Annotated in this window: 18 protein-coding genes; 9 read left to right on the top strand and 9 right to left on the bottom strand. The window is 57.4% G+C overall.

The window, feature by feature from the left end; genetic code table 11:
• Positions 1 to 17: 17 nt before the first annotated feature.
• Complete coding sequence (locus O1723_RS00330; protein WP_014885732.1) at positions 18 to 341, bottom strand: AzlD domain-containing protein; 324 nt, start codon at positions 339 to 341, stop codon at positions 18 to 20.
• Positions 341 to 1,000 (bottom strand): AzlC family ABC transporter permease, encoded by a 660-nt coding sequence (locus O1723_RS00335; RefSeq protein ID WP_479983854.1) that lies wholly within the window; start codon positions 998 to 1,000, stop codon positions 341 to 343. Before O1723_RS00335 ends, O1723_RS00330 begins: the two co-directional genes overlap by 1 nt.
• A gap of 103 nt (positions 1,001 to 1,103) precedes the next feature.
• On the opposite strand from O1723_RS00335, the gene O1723_RS00340 reads away from it, so the two are divergent.
• The 4 genes from O1723_RS00340 to O1723_RS00355 all read left to right on the top strand — a co-directional run bounded on the left by O1723_RS00340 (position 1,104) and on the right by O1723_RS00355 (position 6,214).
• Entirely contained in the window at positions 1,104 to 1,652 is a 549-nt protein-coding gene (locus O1723_RS00340; RefSeq protein ID WP_014885730.1) for a helix-turn-helix domain-containing protein, read from the top strand.
• Between the two features lie 17 nt (positions 1,653 to 1,669).
• Positions 1,670 to 2,665: a LacI family DNA-binding transcriptional regulator gene (locus O1723_RS00345; RefSeq protein ID WP_014885729.1), complete on the top strand. Its 996-nt coding sequence runs from the start codon at positions 1,670 to 1,672 to the stop codon at positions 2,663 to 2,665.
• Between the two features lie 103 nt (positions 2,666 to 2,768).
• The gene (locus O1723_RS00350; protein ID WP_023336472.1) at positions 2,769 to 4,892 is read left to right on the top strand and encodes an alpha-galactosidase; all 2,124 of its coding nucleotides are present in this window, start codon (positions 2,769 to 2,771) and stop codon (positions 4,890 to 4,892) included.
• A 44-nt stretch (positions 4,893 to 4,936) separates the two neighbouring features.
• On the top strand, positions 4,937 to 6,214 hold the full coding sequence (locus tag O1723_RS00355; RefSeq protein WP_014885727.1) for an MFS transporter: 1,278 nt from the start codon (positions 4,937 to 4,939) through the stop codon (positions 6,212 to 6,214).
• Here the strand turns inward: O1723_RS00355 and rhaM are convergent.
• From rhaM to rhaB, 4 genes are all read right to left on the bottom strand, one after another.
• Positions 6,202 to 6,516: an L-rhamnose mutarotase gene (gene rhaM, locus O1723_RS00360; protein ID WP_014885726.1), complete on the bottom strand. Its 315-nt coding sequence runs from the start codon at positions 6,514 to 6,516 to the stop codon at positions 6,202 to 6,204. The genes O1723_RS00355 and rhaM overlap by 13 nt on opposite strands.
• A 27-nt stretch (positions 6,517 to 6,543) precedes the next feature.
• The gene (gene rhaD, locus O1723_RS00365; protein ID WP_248191073.1) at positions 6,544 to 7,374 is read right to left on the bottom strand and encodes a rhamnulose-1-phosphate aldolase; all 831 of its coding nucleotides are present in this window, start codon (positions 7,372 to 7,374) and stop codon (positions 6,544 to 6,546) included.
• Positions 7,375 to 7,446: 72 nt separating this feature from the next.
• Entirely contained in the window at positions 7,447 to 8,706 is a 1,260-nt protein-coding gene (rhaA, locus tag O1723_RS00370) for an L-rhamnose isomerase (protein WP_014885724.1), read from the bottom strand.
• Entirely contained in the window at positions 8,703 to 10,172 is a 1,470-nt protein-coding gene (rhaB, locus tag O1723_RS00375) for a rhamnulokinase (protein ID WP_014885723.1), read from the bottom strand. Before rhaB ends, rhaA begins: the two co-directional genes overlap by 4 nt.
• Before the next feature lie 301 nt (positions 10,173 to 10,473).
• Between rhaB and rhaS the strand changes: the two genes are divergently transcribed.
• Positions 10,474 to 11,307 (top strand): HTH-type transcriptional activator RhaS, encoded by an 834-nt coding sequence (rhaS, locus tag O1723_RS00380; RefSeq protein WP_014885721.1) that lies wholly within the window; start codon positions 10,474 to 10,476, stop codon positions 11,305 to 11,307.
• Positions 11,308 to 11,379: 72 nt separating this feature from the next.
• Positions 11,380 to 12,228 carry an HTH-type transcriptional activator RhaR gene (rhaR, locus tag O1723_RS00385; protein ID WP_023336471.1) on the top strand — a complete coding sequence of 283 codons (849 nt, stop codon included), beginning with the start codon at positions 11,380 to 11,382 and terminating at the stop codon, positions 12,226 to 12,228.
• Here rhaR and rhaT read toward each other — a convergent pair whose 3' ends face one another.
• On the bottom strand, positions 12,229 to 13,263 hold the full coding sequence (gene rhaT / locus O1723_RS00390) for an L-rhamnose/proton symporter RhaT (RefSeq protein ID WP_014885719.1): 1,035 nt from the start codon (positions 13,261 to 13,263) through the stop codon (positions 12,229 to 12,231). It lies immediately after the preceding gene.
• A gap of 289 nt (positions 13,264 to 13,552) precedes the next feature.
• On the opposite strand from rhaT, the gene sodA reads away from it, so the two are divergent.
• Positions 13,553 to 14,173: a superoxide dismutase [Mn] gene (sodA, locus tag O1723_RS00395; RefSeq protein ID WP_004203668.1), complete on the top strand. Its 621-nt coding sequence runs from the start codon at positions 13,553 to 13,555 to the stop codon at positions 14,171 to 14,173.
• 71 nt (positions 14,174 to 14,244) lie between these two features.
• The gene (gene yiiM / locus O1723_RS00400) at positions 14,245 to 14,919 is read left to right on the top strand and encodes a 6-hydroxyaminopurine reductase (protein ID WP_014885718.1); all 675 of its coding nucleotides are present in this window, start codon (positions 14,245 to 14,247) and stop codon (positions 14,917 to 14,919) included.
• 53 nt (positions 14,920 to 14,972) lie between these two features.
• Here yiiM and cpxA read toward each other — a convergent pair whose 3' ends face one another.
• Positions 14,973 to 16,346, bottom strand: a complete 1,374-nt coding sequence (gene cpxA / locus O1723_RS00405) for an envelope stress sensor histidine kinase CpxA (RefSeq protein ID WP_014885717.1) — start codon at positions 16,344 to 16,346, stop codon at positions 14,973 to 14,975.
• Entirely contained in the window at positions 16,343 to 17,041 is a 699-nt protein-coding gene (gene cpxR, locus O1723_RS00410) for an envelope stress response regulator transcription factor CpxR (protein ID WP_006179159.1), read from the bottom strand. Before cpxR ends, cpxA begins: the two co-directional genes overlap by 4 nt.
• Before the next feature lie 150 nt (positions 17,042 to 17,191).
• Here cpxR and cpxP point away from each other — a divergent pair, with 150 nt between their 5' ends.
• Positions 17,192 to 17,698: a cell-envelope stress modulator CpxP gene (gene cpxP, locus O1723_RS00415; RefSeq protein WP_014885716.1), complete on the top strand. Its 507-nt coding sequence runs from the start codon at positions 17,192 to 17,194 to the stop codon at positions 17,696 to 17,698.
• The last annotated feature ends 55 nt before the right edge of the window (positions 17,699 to 17,753 follow it).

Below are 17,753 nucleotides of genomic sequence, written 5' to 3' on the forward strand. Positions count from 1 at the left end.
CCCCCGGGGCGCTTTTTTTAGTTTATACCCGCCACGCGCAGTAGCGCCGTCACTACTGCCGCCGCGATGATCACCACAATCAATGGCATTTTTCGCCACGCCAGAAATACCGCAAACGCCACGCCCAGCACGCGCGCCATCCCGGCGAAATGTTCCCCTTCATAAAATGTGGTCGCCAGTGCCACAGAAAACAGCAACACCGTTGCCGCATCTGACAGCAGTGCCTGAGATCGTTCAGAGAGTGCCAGTCGGTTGCCGAGTTTTGCTCCGCCGAGACGCATCAAATAGGTTCCCGCAGACAAAATGGCGATGCCGAGAATAAAAATCGTCATATTTTCCATTATTTCTTCCTCGCAGCGAGACCGAGTAAAGAGAGCAGCACCGGTAATCCCACCGGGGCAAACGGTACGGCAGCCAGGGATAGCACGGCACCGCTACAGGCGCGGATTAACGTGGTACGGTTTTTAAACGCGGGAACCACTAACGCCAGCAGAATGGCCGGAAAGACCGCATCCAGCCCGATGGTTTCCGGGGCCGGGAGCAGCTTACCGACCATGGCGCCCAGCAAGGCGCCCACCGGCCAGATAATTGCCACGCCTAAACCACATAACCAGTACGCCGCCTTACGCTGCTCGGGCGTTTTTTGCGACAGGCCAAACACCACGCTTTCGTCATTCATAATGTGGCAGCCCAACAGGCTCAGGCCGCGCTTGCCTACCAGTTCACGCACCGTCACGCCAAACGGCACATGGCGTGCGTTGACCAGCAAACCGGCTGCCGCCGCCGCCAGAGCGTTACCGCCGCTGGCCACAATGCCGATAAACATAAATTCCGATGCGCCCGCGAGGACGGTGAGCGAGAGAACAAACGGCACCCAAAGCGGGAAACCGTAGGCCATCGCCAGTGAGCCGTAAGACATCCCGACCACGCCGACCGCGAGGCAAACCAGGATGATTGCTTTTATCGTGTCGCCTTTCAGGCAGGAGAGATGATGCTTCATACAATTTTAGCCATATCGAACGTGTATCCATTATAATGAACGCAACAGAACTGTTTTTCAAGACGAACGATTCGTTCGATTTATAGAACAAAAGGGCCGTTATATGACGCAGCCAATTAGCGTAATCGCCAAAAGCCTGGTGCGAGAACGCCTGCGAACCGGGCTTTCACTGGCGGAAATTGCCCGCCGTGCCGGGATCGCTAAATCCACGCTTTCCCAGCTGGAATCCGGCAACGGCAACCCCAGCCTGGAGACGCTGTGGTCGCTCTGCGTGGCGCTTGATATTCCCTTCGCCCGTTTGCTGGAGCCACAGTTGCCGAGCACGCAGGTGATCCGCCGTGGTGAAGGAACGAAAGTGGTTGCCGGACAGGCAAACTATGAAGCCATACTGCTGGCTGCGTGCCCGCCAGGCGCGCGACGGGATGTCTATCTCCTGATGACCCAGCCGGGTGCAGACCGCATTTCTCAGCCGCATTCGCCTGGCTCGGTAGAACATATTATCGTCATGCAGGGAAGGGCCCTGGTCGGCCTGCTGGATGCGGCAGAGGAGCTCGCCGCCGGGGATTACATCTGTTACCCCGCCGACCAGCCGCACATTTTTAAGGCGCTGGAGCCAGACACGCATGCGTTGCTGGTGGCGGAACAAAATTAACGTAGATACGGAAAATCATGTCGCTTAAAGCCATTGCCAAAGAGCTGGGACTCTCCATTACGACCGTCAGCCGCGCCCTCAACGGCTATGACGACGTCTCTGCTGAGACGCGCGCCCGCGTGGAAGCCGAGGCTCAGCGCCGTGGTTACCGACCTAACACCTTCGCCCGTCGCCTGAAGATGGGCAAAATTGACGCGGTCGGGCTGGTGTTTCCCGTACATCCTGTTCCGCTCAATAACAGCGTATTTATGGACATGGTCGGCGAAATTAGCCACGAACTGGCGCGACATGAGATCGACTTACTGCTCATTGCCGATGACGATCTGGCGGATAAGCACAGCTATATGCGCATGGTACAGAGCCGGCGCGTCGACGCGCTGATTGTGGCGCATACGCTGGATCGCGATCCGCGGCTTGAGCAGCTGCAGGCCGCCGGGTTCCCTTTCCTGGCGCTTGGGCGCAGCCAGCTGCCGCAGCCTTACGCGTGGTTTGATTTCGATAACTATGCCGGTACGTACAATGCTACCCGCTGGCTGATTGAGAAAGGCCATCAGCGTATTGCGCTGCTCGGCGAAAGCAATAATCAGGCATTTATCACCCAGCGCCGTCAGGGCTATCTGGACGCTCTGCGGGAAGCCGGGCTTTCCAGCGAATGGCTGCGCGCCATGCCGCCGTCGCGCCGCGTGGGATATGCCACCACGAAAGAACTGCTTGCCCTGCCGCAACCGCCCACGGCGATCATTACTGACTGCAACACCCACGGCGACGGGGCGGCGATGGCGCTCGAACAGCTGGGGCGTTTATCCGGCGACAACGCCGTGTCGCTGGTGGTCTACGACGGACTGCCGCAGGACAGTATCGTCGATACCGACGTGGCGTCGGTGATCCAGTCCACCCGTCAGGGTGTCGGAAAACAGATTGCCGACATGGTCCGCCGGCTAATTAACGGCGACGATATTGCGCAGCTTCAGGTGCTCTGGCAACCGGAATTCTCCCCCGGCCAGACGGCCTGAATATCTCCATTTTCTAAACCCGATCACAAAACCGAAACGTTTTGGTTTGTATCCGAAACGTTTCGGATCAAAACTCAAGGCATCCCATGACAGGAGATGTCTGATGCAAGATTCTATTTTACGACTTGAAAGCGCGACGGTAGATGTGGTGATAAAAACGCGCCCGTTCGCCGAAATTATTTACTGGGGGCCGCATCTTCAGTACTTTTCGCCACAAAATGCTGAAACCCTTTCCCGGCCCGTTGCTAACGGCAGGCTGGATGTCGATTCTCCGGTTACGCTGATGGCTGAACTCGGGCATGGCCTGTTTGGCTCGCCGGGTATTGAGGGGCACCGACAGGGGCTGGACGGTTCCCCGGTATTCAGAACTACGCGGGTACAGCAGGAATTAAACACCCTGACGATTACCGCTGAAGATGACTATGCGGGCCTGCGTCTGACCAGCGAGCTGGCGCTGGACGACAGCGGCGTGCTGGTGGTTCGTCACGGTTTAACGAACCTGAAAGCACGTCCCTGGCAGGTTGACCGCTTTGCCGTCACGCTGCCGGTGGCCGAGCGCGCCCGGGAGGTGATGGCCTTCCACGGACGCTGGATCAGAGAGTTCCAGCCGCACCGCGTAAACCTTGAGCACGACAGCGTTGTGATTGAAAACCGCCGGGGTAAAACCTCCCACGAACACTTTCCTGCACTGATAGCCGGTACGCCATCGTTCAGCGAAATGCAGGGTGACGTCTGGGGCGTGCATCTGGGCTGGAGCGGGAACCATCGCCTGCGCGCGGAAGCGAAAACCGACGGTCGCCGTTATATTCAGGCCGAAGCGCTCTACCTGTCGGGGGAAATGGCGATAGAAGAGGGCGATACGCTCTGGACACCGCGCCTGTATGCCAGCTACTCCCCGCGGGGCCTGAACGGCATGAGCCAGTCTTTCCATCGCTACCTGCGCGACAACGTCATCCGCTTCCCGGAAAATAAACCGCGTCCGGTACACCTCAATACCTGGGAGGGGATCTACTTCAACCACGATCCGGATTACATCATGCGCATGGCCGACGAGGCCGCCACGCTGGGCGTGGAGCGCTTTATTATTGACGACGGCTGGTTCAAAGGCCGCAATGACGACCACGCCGCGCTGGGCGACTGGTATCTGGATGAGAAAAAATATCCGAATGGCCTGACGCCGGTGATTGACCACGTCAAACGGCTCGGCATGGAGTTTGGCATCTGGGTTGAGCCGGAGATGATCAACCCGGACTCCGATCTGTATCGCGCGCATCCTGACTGGGTGCTGGCGCTGCCGGGCTATGCCCAGGCGACCGGGCGTCATCAGCTGGTGCTCAACCTCAACATTCCGCAGGCTTTTGATTATCTTGTGGAACGCATGAGCTGGCTGCTGGGCGAGCATGCGATCGACTACGTGAAGTGGGACATGAACCGCGAGCTGGTGCAGCCGGGACACAACGGTAAAGCCGCCGCCGACGCCCAGACCCGTCAGTTTTACCGGCTGCTGGATGTGCTGGGCGAGCGCTTCCCGCATATTGAATTCGAATCCTGCTCTTCCGGCGGCGGGCGCATTGATTACGAAGTGCTGAGCCGGAGCCATCGCTTCTGGGCGTCCGACAACAACGACGCACTGGAGCGCAGCACCATCCAGCGTGGCATGAGCTATTTTTTCCCGCCGGAGGTGATGGGGGCGCATATCGGTCATCATAAATGCCACGCCACCTTCCGCCAGCACAGCATTGAATTTCGTGGCCTGACGGCGCTGTTTGGCCATATGGGGCTGGAGCTGGATCCGCTCACCGTGGACGCGCAGGAGCGCGAGGGGTATCGACATTACGCCGCGCTGCACAAGCAGTGGCGAGAGGTGATCCACCACGGCACCCAATGGCGGATTGATATGCCGGACGCCACCACGCTGGCGCAGGGGATTGTGAGCGAAGACAAGGCGCAGGGGCTATTTATGGTCAGCCAGCTCGCGATGCCGGATTACAGCCTGATGATGCCGCTGCGCATGCCGGGGCTGGAGGCCAGCGCGCAGTACCGCGTCGCGCTGCTCGATCACCCGAATATTCAAATTACGGGCGAAGGCGGGCACACCATGCGCAAGCTGCCGGCGTGGATGGAAACACCGCAAACGGTGAGCGGTGAGTGGCTGATGCAGGCGGGCATTGCGCTGCCGATTCTCGATCCGGAAACCGCCATTCTGATTGGCGTGGAACGCGTGTAAAGGTGATGGGCCGGGAAACTGGCCCTCCGTTGAGGATAAAAATAATGAACACAACAACCTGTACCCACAAAGACAACCCAAATTTCTGGATCTTCGGGCTGTTCTTCTTTCTCTACTTCTTCATCATGGCCACCTGCTTTCCGTTCCTGCCGATCTGGCTGTCGGATATCATCGGCCTGAATAAAACCCATACCGGGATTGTTTTCTCCTGCATCTCGCTGTCGGCCATTGCGTTCCAGCCGGTGCTGGGGGTGATTTCGGACAAGCTGGGGCTGAAAAAACACCTGCTGTGGATAATCTCGGTGCTGTTATTCCTGTTCGCACCGTTCTTCCTGTACGTCTTCGCGCCCCTGCTGAAAACCAGTATCTGGCTGGGGGCGTTGAGCGGCGGGTTATATATCGGTTTTGTCTTCTCGGCGGGATCGGGCGCAATCGAGGCCTACATCGAACGCGTGAGCCGCAACAGTTTCTTCGAATACGGCAAGGCGCGCATGTTCGGCTGTCTCGGCTGGGGGCTATGCGCGTCTACGGGCGGCATCCTGTTCGGCATCGATCCGTCGTATGTATTCTGGATGGGATCAGGGGCCGCATTGCTGTTGATGCTGCTGCTGGTGGTCGCGAAGCCGAAGCCCAACCAGACGGCGCAGGTGATGAACGCCCTGGGAGCCAACCAGCCGCAGATCACTGCCAGAACCGTCTTTAAGCTGTTCCGCCAGCGCAGAATGTGGATGTTCATTCTGTACGTGATTGGCGTTGCCTGCGTTTATGACGTTTTCGATCAGCAGTTTGCCACCTTCTTTAAAACCTTCTTCGCCACGCCGCAGGAAGGCACTCGTGCCTTTGGCTTTGCCACCACGGCGGGGGAAATCTGTAACGCCATCATCATGTTCTGCTCGCCGTGGATCATTAACCGTATCGGCGCGAAAAATACGCTGCTGATCGCCGGGGTGATAATGGCGACGCGTATTATCGGCTCGTCGTTCGCTACCACCGCCGTGGAGGTGATTGCCCTGAAGATGCTGCACGCGCTGGAAGTCCCGTTTCTGCTGGTGGGCGCCTTTAAGTACATCACCGGGGTGTTTGATACCCGACTGTCGGCGACTATCTATCTGATCGGCTTCCAGTTTGCCAAACAGTCGGCGGCGATTTTCCTTTCTGCCTTTGCCGGAAATATGTATGACCGGATCGGTTTCCAGGAGACGTATTTGATGCTGGGCTGTTTCGTACTGGCAATTACGGTAGTGTCGGCGTTTACGTTGAGCAGCAGGCAGGAGATTGCTGCCGCCTCGGGGGCAGCAGCGTTAACACATCAGTCCAGGTAAAACACTTCGGTAAGCTCCGTACTCACCGGGCTGTTATCCGGGTTTGACGGCATAACGTCGACCATATGTTCCCACCAGCGCTGGCAGACGTCGGTATTCGCTACCGCGCGCCAGCGCTCCTCCGATTCAATCTCCACGGTCGCAAACAGCAGGTTGCGTGCTTTGTCGAGATAAATGGCGTAGCGGTGCGCGCCGTGGTCTTTCAGCACCGCTTCAAGCTCGGGCCATATGGGGTTATGGCGACGCGCATACTCCTCGTGCGCGTCCGGGTTTACCTGCATCACAAACGCTTTGCGGATCATCATGCCTCCATTCGCTTTCGCGGACGGCTATGGGTACAAATCCAGTGCCGACTGCATCGGCGTAATGCCAAAGCGTTTACCGAGTGCAATCAGCTCTTCCCGGGTAATGGTCTGCTTCATACCGCCCATGGAATAGACCTTCACCAGCACTTCAGCTGATTTTTCAGCGGTATCGATCAGGCCGAAAGTTTCATCCAGCGTCGGGCCGCTGCCGAAAACACCGTGGAACGGCCACAGCACCAGAGAATGCTTTTGCATCTCTTTGGCGGTTGCCTGGCCGATCTCGTCGGTACCGGGCACCATCCACGGCAGAATGCCGACGCCGTCCGGGAAGACCACCAGGCACTCGGTGCTGCCTTCCCACAGCTTGCGGGTGATGAGATCGGCGTTGTTTTCCAGCACGTAGGTCAGGGCAATCAGATTGGTGGCGTGGCAGTGCATGATGACGCGGTCTTTACCGTGGGTCGCCTTGATGCGCTGGCAGTGCGAGAGGAAGTGCGCTGGCAGTTCAGAGGTGGGCACTGCCTCGTCCGTGAGCCCCCAAAGAATGTGGTAGCCCGCGCCGTCGCTGTCCACCCTCACGACGCCGAGACTGGCCTGCGGGTCGAGCTGGACGTTGCGAAAGAACTTGCCGGATCCGGTGACGATAAACGGCGTGTTAGCGAGCAGCGGCATCGGCCGGCTCAGGGCGATATAGCGCGGTTTTTGATGGAAATCAGCGGCGTACGGCTCGATGTCGGCATCGTCCAGGCGCAGCGTCAGGTTGCCGCCGTTACGCTCATCCCACCCTTTCAACCAGGCGTCAGAGGTGGCTTTAATCATGCCCTGGACGAACCAGGAATGGGTGATGGTCTGCATACTGTGGTTCCTTTGAAAATGCCGGGTGGCGCTATGCTTACCCGGCCTACTTATACTGCGGGGAGGGTTGAATCACCCGCGTGTGCTCAACACGTCTTTCTCATACGCCCGCACGTTCTCCAGCCACTGGCTGCCTGTTGGTACGTCGTTGCGCTGACAGTACATTTCCCACACGGCCTGCCACGGCAGCGATTTCTGCTCTTCCAGCAGCGCCAGGCGGGCCGTGTAGTCACCTTCCTGCTCCAGCTGTTTCAGTGCTTCAGTGGGCTCCAGCAGGGCACGAAGCAGCGCTTTCTTCATGTTGCGGGTGCCGATAACCCACGCCGCGATGCGGTTGATGGAGGCGTCAAAGAAGTCGAGGCCAATATGGACGCGGTCGAACAGGTCGTGGCGAACGATCTCGCTGGCAATGGCCTGCGTTTCGTCATCCAGCAACACCACATGGTCGCTGTCCCAGCGCACCGGACGGCTGACGTGCAGCAGCAGGCGCGGCACGTAGAGCATGGCGGCAGAAATTTTGTCGGAGATGACCTCCGTCGGGTGGAAGTGCCCGGCATCCAGACACAGGGCAGTCTGGCGGCTGGTGGCGTAACCCATATAGAACTCGTTCGAGCCGACGGTATAACTCTCCGCGCCAATGCCGAACAGCTTGCTCTCCACGGCATCAATATGGTGCGCCGGGTTAAGCTTCTCGCTAATGGCTTCATCCAGTGCAGCCAGCAGGCGCTGGCGCGGGGCGAGGCGGTCAATGGTGACGTCCTTCATGCCGTCCGGGATCCAGATATTCATCACCGACGGGGTGCCAAGCTGTTCACCAAACCAGGCTGAAACGCGGCGGCAGGCCTTCACGTGGTCGATCCAGAACTGACGGATCTCGTGACTGGGATGGGCGAGGGTAAAGCCGTCAGCGCTGAGCGGGTGCGAGAAGCAGGACGGGTTGAAGTCCAGGCCCAGACCGTTGGCTTTTGCCCACGCCACCCAGTTTTTAAAGTGTTTCGGCTGGATTTCATTACGCGCGACCGGTTCGTCGGATTCCAGATAAATCGCGTGCAGGTTCAGGCGCTTCGGACCGGGTATCAGGCTGAGCGCCAGCGTCAGATCGGCGCGCAGTTCGGTGGCGTTGCGCGCTTTCCCGGGATAGTTACCGGTTGCCTGAATACCCCCCGTCAGGGAACCGCCTGGGTTTTCGAAGCCGGCGACGTCATCGCCCTGCCAGCAATGCATGGAGACCGGTAGACGGTCGAGCTGACGCAGTGCCGCTTCGACATCCACGCCGACGGCGGCGAAACGCTGTTTAGCCAGGTTCCAGGCTTGTTCAAGTTGAGTGGTCATGCGCAAAGCTCCTTAGTCAGTCGGTTTTGCTGAAACTGCGCCCGGTAGCGGGCAATTTCATGGCAGGGATCGGGAAGGAACGTGGTCAGGCTGCCGCTGGCGGTGACTACCGAGCGGAAATCGTCCACGCTGGCCAGTTCGTCAAGGGTCATCAGCTGAATGCCGATATTGCCGAGCGTGGAGGCCTCGACCGGGCCCGCCACCACGGTGATGCCGCAGGCATCGGCACAAAGCTGGTTTAACAGCGCGTTCTGGCAACCGCCGCCAACAATATGCAGCGTGTCGAACGGTCTGCCGCGAAGGCTGGCCAGCTCGCTCAGCACATCCGCATAAAGCAGGGCAAGGCTGTCAAAAATACAGCGCGCCAGTTCGGCCGGGCTTGATGGTACAGGCTGTCCGGCCTCGCGGCAGGCGGCCTGGATCTCGGTGCTCATGTGCGCCGGATTGATAAAGCGATCGTCATTGGGATGAATCAGGAACGTACAGGCTTTGCGCTTTTCGGTGTCGGCGATAAGCCCGGGCAGATCGGTAATTTTCTGCTCCTTAAGCACCCGCTGGAGCAGCCACAACCCCATAATGTTCTTTAACACCCGATAGCGCCCTTCGGCCCCGCCTTCGTTGGTGATATTTGCGGCCATTGCCTCCTCGCTGACGTAAGGCGTTTTGCTTTCAAAGCCCATCAGCGACCAGGTGCCGGAAGAGAGATAGGCGGCATCTTTACCGCAAAGCGGTGAGGCAATAACCGCGCTGGCGGTATCGTGGCTCGCCACGGCAACGACCGGGATCGCATTCCCCTGCGGGCACACCCACTGGCCGATGACGTTGCCGGGATGGGTCGGCGTACCGAACCACGCCGGGGATGCGCCCGTCCAGGCCAGCAGGTGCTCATCCCAGTTATCCGAGTTGATGTTGACCAGCTGGGTGGTGGTGGCGTTGGTATATTCCCAGTTCATGTTGCCGGTCAGGCGATAGCTCAGGTAGTCCGGGATCAGCAGCACATGGGCAACGTCTGCTGCCAGCCCTGGCTGCTGCTCGACCAGCGCGCGCAGCTGATACAGCGTGTTAAACGGCAGAAACTGTATGCCGCTGCGCCCGTAGATATCATCCTTACCGAGCCGGGCGATGGCGTGCGCCATCAGGCCATCCGTGCGGCTGTCGCGGTAGGAGACGGGCAGGCCAACGCGAGCGCCGCTGCTGTCCAGCAAGACATAATCGACGCCCCAGGTATCTATGCCGATGCTGTCGATGAGGATCCCGCTATCGCAGACTTTTTTGAGCCCGGTACGGATCTCCGTCTCAAGTTCATCAATGTTCCAGGTATCAAAGCCGTCCTGTTTTTGCAGGCAGTTCGCAAAACGATGCATCTCGCGAAGGGAAAGGGTGTGCTGGTCGCAGTCCCAGGTGGCGAGCATTACACGGCCGCTGGATGCGCCTAAATCCACAGCGACACAATGGCGAAAGGTCATGGTCGGATCCTTCTTGAAATCATTAGCGCTGAGTGTAAAAAAGGGGCGAAAAAACCACCTTCTCGCCACTGACAGTCCGCAACCCGTGCTGGCAAGAAAGCAAAGATGAACGTGAGGGGGTTCACACTTTTCCGCGAAGGCGCGCCGTTCAGCCACTGTGACGTTGACCGCAATTCCGGATCTTTCCCGCTTATTCTTGAAAAACAGGCAGGTTTTGCGGCGTTTGCTGTCGAAAATTTAAGGTGAGGGTGAGAGGCCTTATTTACTATTTTGAGAACATTTCTCATTGGTGGGGGGCGTTATGACCATACTGCACAGCGTGGACTTTTTTCCGGCGGATGGTTCGCCTGTGGCGATAGAGCCGCGGCTGCCGCAGGCGGCTTTCCCGGAGCATCATCATGATTTTCATGAAATCGTGATTGTTGAGCATGGCACGGGCATCCATGTCTTTAACGGTCAGCCCTACACCATCAGCGGCGGCACAGTCTGCTTTGTGCGCGACCACGATCGGCATCTGTATGAGCATACCGACAACCTGTGCCTGACGAACGTGCTCTATCGATCCCCGGACGCGTTCCAGTTTCTCGCGGGGCTTCATCAGCTACTGCCGCAGGAGAAGGAAGGACATTATCCGTCGCACTGGCGCGTGAATCAGGCCACGCTGCAGCAGGTTCGCCAGATTTTGCTCCAGATGGAGCAGAGTCAGGACGGACAGGAGATGCATGCGCTCGCCACGCGCGAGATGTTGTTTATGCAGCTGCTGGTGGCGTTGCGCCGCAGTAACCCGGTGGAGGGGGAGAGCAGCGAAGCCCGCCTGAACCAGCTGATGGCCTGGCTGGAGGAACATATTGCCGAGGATATCTGCTGGGAAATGCTGGCGAGTCATTTTTCACTCTCCCTGCGCACCCTGCACCGCCAGCTTAAGCAGCGAACCGGGCAGACGCCCCAGCGTTACCTTAACCGTCTGCGGCTGATAAAAGCGCGCCACCTGCTTCGCCACAGTGATGAAAGCGTCACGGATATCGCTTATCGCTGCGGTTTCGGCGACAGTAACCACTTTTCGACGCTGTTTCGTCGGGAATTCAGCTGGTCTCCGCGTGATATTCGCCAGGGGAGGGACACCTCACTACAGTAACGCGAGCCCAGTCAACGTTTTGCTGCCGTAAAGCGGGTAATAATGTCAGGTTTTCGCCGTTGAGGTGGTGATGTGGCCGCACCGTTAATTCTTCGCAAAGATGACTTTTTTGCCTCCGCTGAACAAGCTGTTGCGGTGGCGGATCGCTATCCGCAAAACGTCTTTGCTGAACACACGCACGAATTTTATGAGCTGGTGCTGGTGTGGCGCGGCAACGGTCTGCACATTCTCAACGATCGGCCTTACCGCATTACCCGGGGGGATCTGTTTTACATTCGTGCCGAAGATAAACACGCCTACGCCTCGGTGAATGACCTGGTTTTACAGAACGTTATCTACTGCCCCGATCGGCTCAGCCTTAACGTTGACTGGGCAGCATGCATTCCCGGCTTCAACGGTGCGAAAGGCTCGCCGCACTGGCGTTTAAGCAGCAGCGGCATGACTGCCATCCGTCAGGCCATTTCCCTCCTTGAACAGGAGAGCTATAAAACCGATCCGCTGGCTAACCCGATGGCGGAGATCCTCTTCGCACAGCTGGTGATGATGCTTAAACGGCATCGCTACGAGACGGATAACCCCTCCGCCACGCAGCAGGAGACCCTGCTCGATAAGCTGATTGCCACGCTGGCGGCCAGCCTGAATAAAAGCTTTGTTCTGGAAAAGTTCTGCGAGCAGGAGCAGTGCAGCGAACGTGCCCTGCGTCAGCAGTTCCGTACCCAGACGGGCATGACGGTAAATCACTATTTGCGCCAGCTGCGCATTTGCCACGCCCAGTATTTGCTCCAGCATACAGAGTTCATGGTCAGTGACGTGGCAATGCGCTGCGGCTTTGAGGACAGTAACTACTTTTCGGTGGTCTTTAATCGCGAGGTAGGGATGACGCCGGTGCAATGGCGTCATCACAGTCGCAGGGCGGCGTAATCAGTTCGCCATACCGAGGCCGACAATGTTGGCCGCAATGATAATCACCACGCAGCCCAGGCTCAGAACGCCCACCGGTCGGCGTCCGGCATTGTTCCACTCCCTCAAGATGAGACCCACCAGTCCGCCGCACAGCACGTAGAAGCTCATGTGTAGCATCCAGCTCATATAGTCATATTGTGCCGGGATGCTGGCGTGTCCCCAGGCGTAGAAAAAGAACTGCAGGTACCACATCAGTCCGCCGAGTGCCGAAAGCAGTACGTTGGTGATGATGACCCGTTTTGCCAGTGAGAAGTCGGCTTTTAGCGACAAACTCTCAACTTTTGCCAGACGAATTACGCAATAGCCGAGGTTAACCAGTGCGCCGCCGCCCATGATCACCACGTAGCTGGGCAGCGCCACGTACAGCGGGTCGACGCCCAGCGCGGCGGCCGCCTCGTGCATCGGTTTGGCGGCGTTCATGGCAAACGACATTCCGGCGGAGAAGATGCCGCACATTACCGCCAGCAGCAGACCCTTTTTCAGGTTAAAGTCCTCGGCTTTAATGCCCATCTTGCGCTCTTTCAACTGGCCCGCGCGGGTCACTATTCCGACGCCAATAACCGCTACCAGCACGCCCAGCAGCGTCATTCTGCCGCCTTCGGTATTCAGTAACACGTCGAGGTTACCGTTGAGGATGGGCGTCATCAGAGTGCCGACAATCAGCGTGATGCCAATCGCGATGCCGATCCCCATCGACATGCCGAGATAGCGCATGGTGAGGCCGTAGTTAATATTGCCGATGCCCCACATGGCACCAAACAGAAACACCGGCAGCAGAGTGGAGGCGTTAAAAGAGGAGAAGTAGCCCCAGAAATCCGGGAGTAGCATGGCGCTGATGGCCCAGGGAAGCAGGATCCAGGAGACCACACCGCCAACCGACCACATGGTTTCCCATGACCACTGCCTGACTTTTTTAAACGGAGCATAGAAGCAGGCTGCACTGGCCGCACCTATCAAATGCCAGAAAATACCCATCGTAATCGCATGATTCATGTTTACGTCCTCATCGTTTTTATCGGTCAATGGCATCCCACCGACCCGATGAGTGTAAAAATTAAGCAGAACGACCACCTTCGGGAGGCTGCCGCACTTTGGTTTTAAATGGCAATCAACGCGTTAAGCGCGTGAGCAGATTCACATTTTCACGCTTCATCAGAAAAGGAATGACCTTACAAAAACTACGGCATTGATAATCATTTTCAATATCATTTAATTAACTATAATGAACCAACTGCTTACGCGGCATTAACAGCTGTGCCGCCCGACAATAATGGAGAGGATTATGAGTTATACACTGCCATCCCTGCCGTATGCCTACGACGCACTGGAACCGCATTTCGACAAGCAGACGATGGAAATCCATCACACTAAACACCACCAGACCTATGTGAACAACGCGAATGCTGCGCTGGAAAGCCTGCCAGAGTTCGCTAACCTGTCTGCTGAAGAACTGATCACTAAACTGGACCAGCTGCCAGCGGACAAGAAAACCGTTCTGCGTAACAACGCGGGCGGCCACGCTAACCACAGCCTGTTCTGGAAAGGCCTGAAAACCGGTACCACCCTGCAGGGCGACCTGAAAGCGGCTATCGAGCGCGACTTCGGCTCCGTTGACAACTTCAAAGCGGAATTCGAAAAAGCCGCTGCAACCCGTTTCGGCTCTGGCTGGGCGTGGTTGGTTCTGAAAGGTGACAAACTGGCGGTGGTTTCCACTGCTAACCAGGACTCCCCGCTGATGGGTGAAGCGATCTCTGGCGCATCCGGCTTCCCGATCCTGGGTCTGGACGTGTGGGAACACGCTTACTACCTGAAGTTCCAGAACCGTCGCCCTGACTACATCAAAGCGTTCTGGGATGTGGTGAACTGGGACGAAGCAGCAGCGCGTTTCGCCGCTAAAAAATAAGGTTGCATTGACGCCTGTGAGAAGCGAGTCTGATGACTCGCTTTTTTTGTATCTGCGTAATGGAGGCAGCGATGCATTACCCGGTGAATGTGTTTACAGGCAAGGTAAGGGAGTACGACGGCAGCCGCCCGAGCGCCATCGCGAAAGTGCAGGTTGACGGTGAACTGACCTTAACCGACCTTGGGCTGGCAGGCGATGAGCAGGCCGAAAAGAAAATCCACGGCGGGCCGGATCGCGCGCTGTGTCACTATCCTCGCGAGCACTATCAGCACTGGAAAACCGAATTTCCTGACCAGGCGGACCTCTTCGTCGCGCCTGCATTTGGTGAGAATCTCTCGACGGAAGGGCTGACGGAAAAGAACGTGTTTATCGGCGATATTTATCGCTGGGGCGACGCCCTGATTCAGGTGACGCAGCCTCGCTCGCCGTGCTTCAAGCTCAACTACCACTTCGGCATTCAGGATATGTCGGCCCAGCTGCAAAGCGCGGGTAAAACCGGCTGGCTGTACCGTGTGGTGCTGGCCGGGCAGGTTTCGGCGGATGCGCCGCTTGAGCTGGCTTCGCGCCTGAGCGACGTGTCGGTGTATGACGCCTGCGCCATCGCCTGGCATATGCCGTTTGATGATGAACAATATCATCGGTTGCTGTCTGCGGCGGGGTTATCGACCAGCTGGACCAGAACAATGCAGAAGCGGCGGTTAAGCAACAAGATCGAAGATAATTCGCGGAGATTGTGGGGAAAATAGTGCTCCGCAGAAAGTAGGCCGGGTAAGGCGAAGCCGCCACCCGGCACATACAGTTATGAACGCTTATACAACGGCAGCCACAGCGTTAACCGCAACCCGCCCAGCGGGCTGTCGTCAGCTTTCACCCAGCCGCGATGCTGTTGCATGGCGGTTTCAACAATTGCCAGACCCAAACCTGTACCGCCGGATTCACGGTCGCGCGCTTCGTCAGTACGGTAGAACGGACGGAAAATCTGCTCCCGATCTTCAGGGCTGACGCCAGGACCGTCGTCATCCACGATAACGGTGATCCCGTCTTTATCTACCGAGAACGCCACCTCAATCTTGGTATGCGAGTAGCGCAGAGCGTTACGCACAATATTCTCCAGCGCGCTTTCCAGCGTGTTGGGGTTGCCGTACAGCGGCCATGGACCCGGCGGGAAGTTGACGGTGAAGGATTTGCCCATCTGTTCCGCTTCGAACGCCGCGTTGTCCAGCACCTCATGCCACAGATGATTGGCTTTCACCGTTTCGCTGACCAGCGCGTTTTTCTGCTGGTTGCGTGACATCACCAGCAGGTCATTGATCATGCTGTCCAGGCGGTGAGCTTCCGTTTCAATACGTTCCAGCTCTTTACTTTCCCCACTGCGGCGGCGCAACAGCGCGGTGCCAAGCTGCAAACGCGTAAGCGGGGTGCGCAGCTCGTGCGAGATGTCCGATAGCAGACGCTGCTGTGCGGTCATCATTCGATCGAGCGCGCTGACCATCTGGTTAAAACTGGTCCCGGCGGCAAGGAATTCCTGTGGCCCCGCTTCCAGCTCAGGGTGTTGTCGCAGGTTACCCTGCGCCACTTCATCGGCGGCGTTTTTCAGCTTACGTGCGGGTTTTGCCAGACTCCACGCCAGCCATAACAGCAGCGGCGAGCTGACCAGCATGGTAACAATCAGCAGCAGGAGCGGACGGTCAAACAGCAGGTTGATGAAATCGGACTGGGAACTGCTCGCAGGGCGAATCAAATAGAGCTGGTAATTGTCTTCCCCATCCCGTACCGAGAAAGGACCGACCATCTCTACCCGACCATATTTCTTTTTCTGTGGGTGATCGGCATTATCCGCCTGGCCAATAAAGTTACGGATAATCTGCATTTCATTGCGATCGGCCCCAATGACGCGGCCTTCGCTGGTGACCAGCAAAAGGCGTTGCCCGGGCGGCGCCCACTTGTCGATAGCGCGAAACAGCCTGCGCCACCACATCAAATCGTTCGGCGGATCGTTTGCCAGCTCCGCTTCAACATGCTGCTCGATCATCACGCCCTGACGTTGCTCGCTGTCAAGAAGCTCCGTCATCTGGCGTGAGTCGAGTTTTGGCAACATCAACACGAGCATTAAAACCAGGGCCAGCGTCAGCCAGAAGATGGCAAAGATGCGGGCGGTTAAGCTGCCTATCATGAAGCGGAAACCATCAGATAGCCGCGACCACGCAGGGTTTTAAACCATGGGTGACCGTCTTTACGCTCTGGCAGCTTGCGGCGCAGGTTAGAGATGTGCATGTCGATGGCGCGGTCAAACGGGGTGAGACGTTTGCCCAGCACTTCCTGACTCAGGTGTTCACGCGATACCACCTGGCCGAGGTGCTGCGCCAGCAGATAAAGCAGGGTGAACTCTGTGCCGGTCAACTCCAGGGTCTGACCGTCGAAGCTCGCTTCCTGACGACCTGGGTTCAGGCTCAGGGAGTCCACTTCCAGCGTGGGTGAGCTGTTGTCGGTATTCTGCTGCTGCTCGCTCCAGTGGGAACGGCGCAGGATAGCGCGAATACGGGCCACCAGTTCACGATCGTTGAACGGTTTCGGTAAATAGTCATCCGCACCCAGCTCAAGGCCGAGAACGCGGTCAAGTTCGCTGCCGCGGGCGGTCAGCATGATAACGGGGGTCTGGTGTGTCTGGCGAAGCTCTTTCAGCGTATCAATACCGTTTTTCTTCGGCATCATGACGTCGAGCAAAAGTAAATCGATGCTGTCGTCAAGGAGACTCAGCGCCTGCTCGCCATCATGGGCAACCAGGACGTTGAAACCTTCCATGTCGAGCAACTCCTTTAAAAGGGATGTGAGCTCTCGGTCATCATCAACTAACAGGATTTTATTCATTGTTTAAATACCTCCGAGGCAGAAATTACGACATCAAGGCTATCTAATCCATGACTTTACGTTGTTTTACACCCCCTGACGCATGTTTGCAGCCTGAATCGTAGACTGTCTCTCGTTGAATCGCGACACGAAAGATTTTGGGAGCAAGTGATGCGCAAAGTTACCGCTGCCGTCATGGCCTCAACGCTGGCGTTCAGTGCGTTTAGCCAGGCCGCTGTAGCTATCAACGGCGATACCGGTCCCTCACCAGAGGGCGCAACGCAGCTCAGTAGCCAAAGCCATATGTTTGACGGCATAAGTTTAACCGAACATCAGCGTCAACAGATGCGAGATCTGATGCAGAGGGCACGACACGACCAGCCCCCTGTTAATGTTAGCGAAATGGAGACAATGCATCGCCTTGTCACCGCAGAAAATTTTAACGAAAGCGCTGTACGCGCTCAGGCCGAAAAAATGGCACAGGAACAGGTTGCCCGCCAGGTAGAGATGGCGAAGGTCCGTAACCAGATGTTCCACCTGCTAACGCCCGAGCAGCAAGCGGTTTTGAACACCCGACATCAGCAACGAATGGACCAGTTGCGTGAGGTTGCACGGATGCAGCGAAGCCTGGATGCGACGCTTTTCAGTAGCAATAGCAGTACCCGTAGTAACCAGTAAACCCTGTTTTCCTTGCCATAGACACCATCCCTGTCTTCCCCCACATGATGTGGGG

The organism is Enterobacter cloacae complex sp. HYC080_NIDB (assembly GCF_056673325.1).

Bases quoted from the DNA above. Each gene is read 5' to 3' on its own strand.
- rhaT (WP_014885719.1), bottom strand. From the start codon at position 13,263: ATGAATCATGCGATTACGATGGGTATTTTCTGGCATTTGATAGGTGCG.
- cpxR (WP_006179159.1), bottom strand. From the start codon at position 17,041: ATGAATAAAATCCTGTTAGTTGATGATGACCGAGAGCTCACATCCCTT.
- rhaB (WP_014885723.1), bottom strand. From the start codon at position 10,172: ATGACCTTTCGCCATTGTGTCGCTGTGGATTTAGGCGCATCCAGCGGC.
- O1723_RS00335 (WP_479983854.1), bottom strand. From the start codon at position 1,000: ATGAAGCATCATCTCTCCTGCCTGAAAGGCGACACGATAAAAGCAATC.
- rhaM (WP_014885726.1), bottom strand. From the start codon at position 6,516: ATGATCCGCAAAGCGTTTGTGATGCAGGTAAACCCGGACGCGCACGAG.
- cpxP (WP_014885716.1), top strand. From the start codon at position 17,192: ATGCGCAAAGTTACCGCTGCCGTCATGGCCTCAACGCTGGCGTTCAGT.
- cpxA (WP_014885717.1), bottom strand. From the start codon at position 16,346: ATGATAGGCAGCTTAACCGCCCGCATCTTTGCCATCTTCTGGCTGACG.
- rhaD (WP_248191073.1), bottom strand. From the start codon at position 7,374: ATGCAGACCATCACCCATTCCTGGTTCGTCCAGGGCATGATTAAAGCC.
- O1723_RS00350 (WP_023336472.1), top strand. From the start codon at position 2,769: ATGCAAGATTCTATTTTACGACTTGAAAGCGCGACGGTAGATGTGGTG.
- sodA (WP_004203668.1), top strand. From the start codon at position 13,553: ATGAGTTATACACTGCCATCCCTGCCGTATGCCTACGACGCACTGGAA.
- yiiM (WP_014885718.1), top strand. From the start codon at position 14,245: ATGCATTACCCGGTGAATGTGTTTACAGGCAAGGTAAGGGAGTACGAC.
- rhaA (WP_014885724.1), bottom strand. From the start codon at position 8,706: ATGACCACTCAACTTGAACAAGCCTGGAACCTGGCTAAACAGCGTTTC.
- rhaS (WP_014885721.1), top strand. From the start codon at position 10,474: ATGACCATACTGCACAGCGTGGACTTTTTTCCGGCGGATGGTTCGCCT.
- O1723_RS00345 (WP_014885729.1), top strand. From the start codon at position 1,670: ATGTCGCTTAAAGCCATTGCCAAAGAGCTGGGACTCTCCATTACGACC.
- O1723_RS00330 (WP_014885732.1), bottom strand. From the start codon at position 341: ATGGAAAATATGACGATTTTTATTCTCGGCATCGCCATTTTGTCTGCG.
- O1723_RS00340 (WP_014885730.1), top strand. From the start codon at position 1,104: ATGACGCAGCCAATTAGCGTAATCGCCAAAAGCCTGGTGCGAGAACGC.
- O1723_RS00355 (WP_014885727.1), top strand. From the start codon at position 4,937: ATGAACACAACAACCTGTACCCACAAAGACAACCCAAATTTCTGGATC.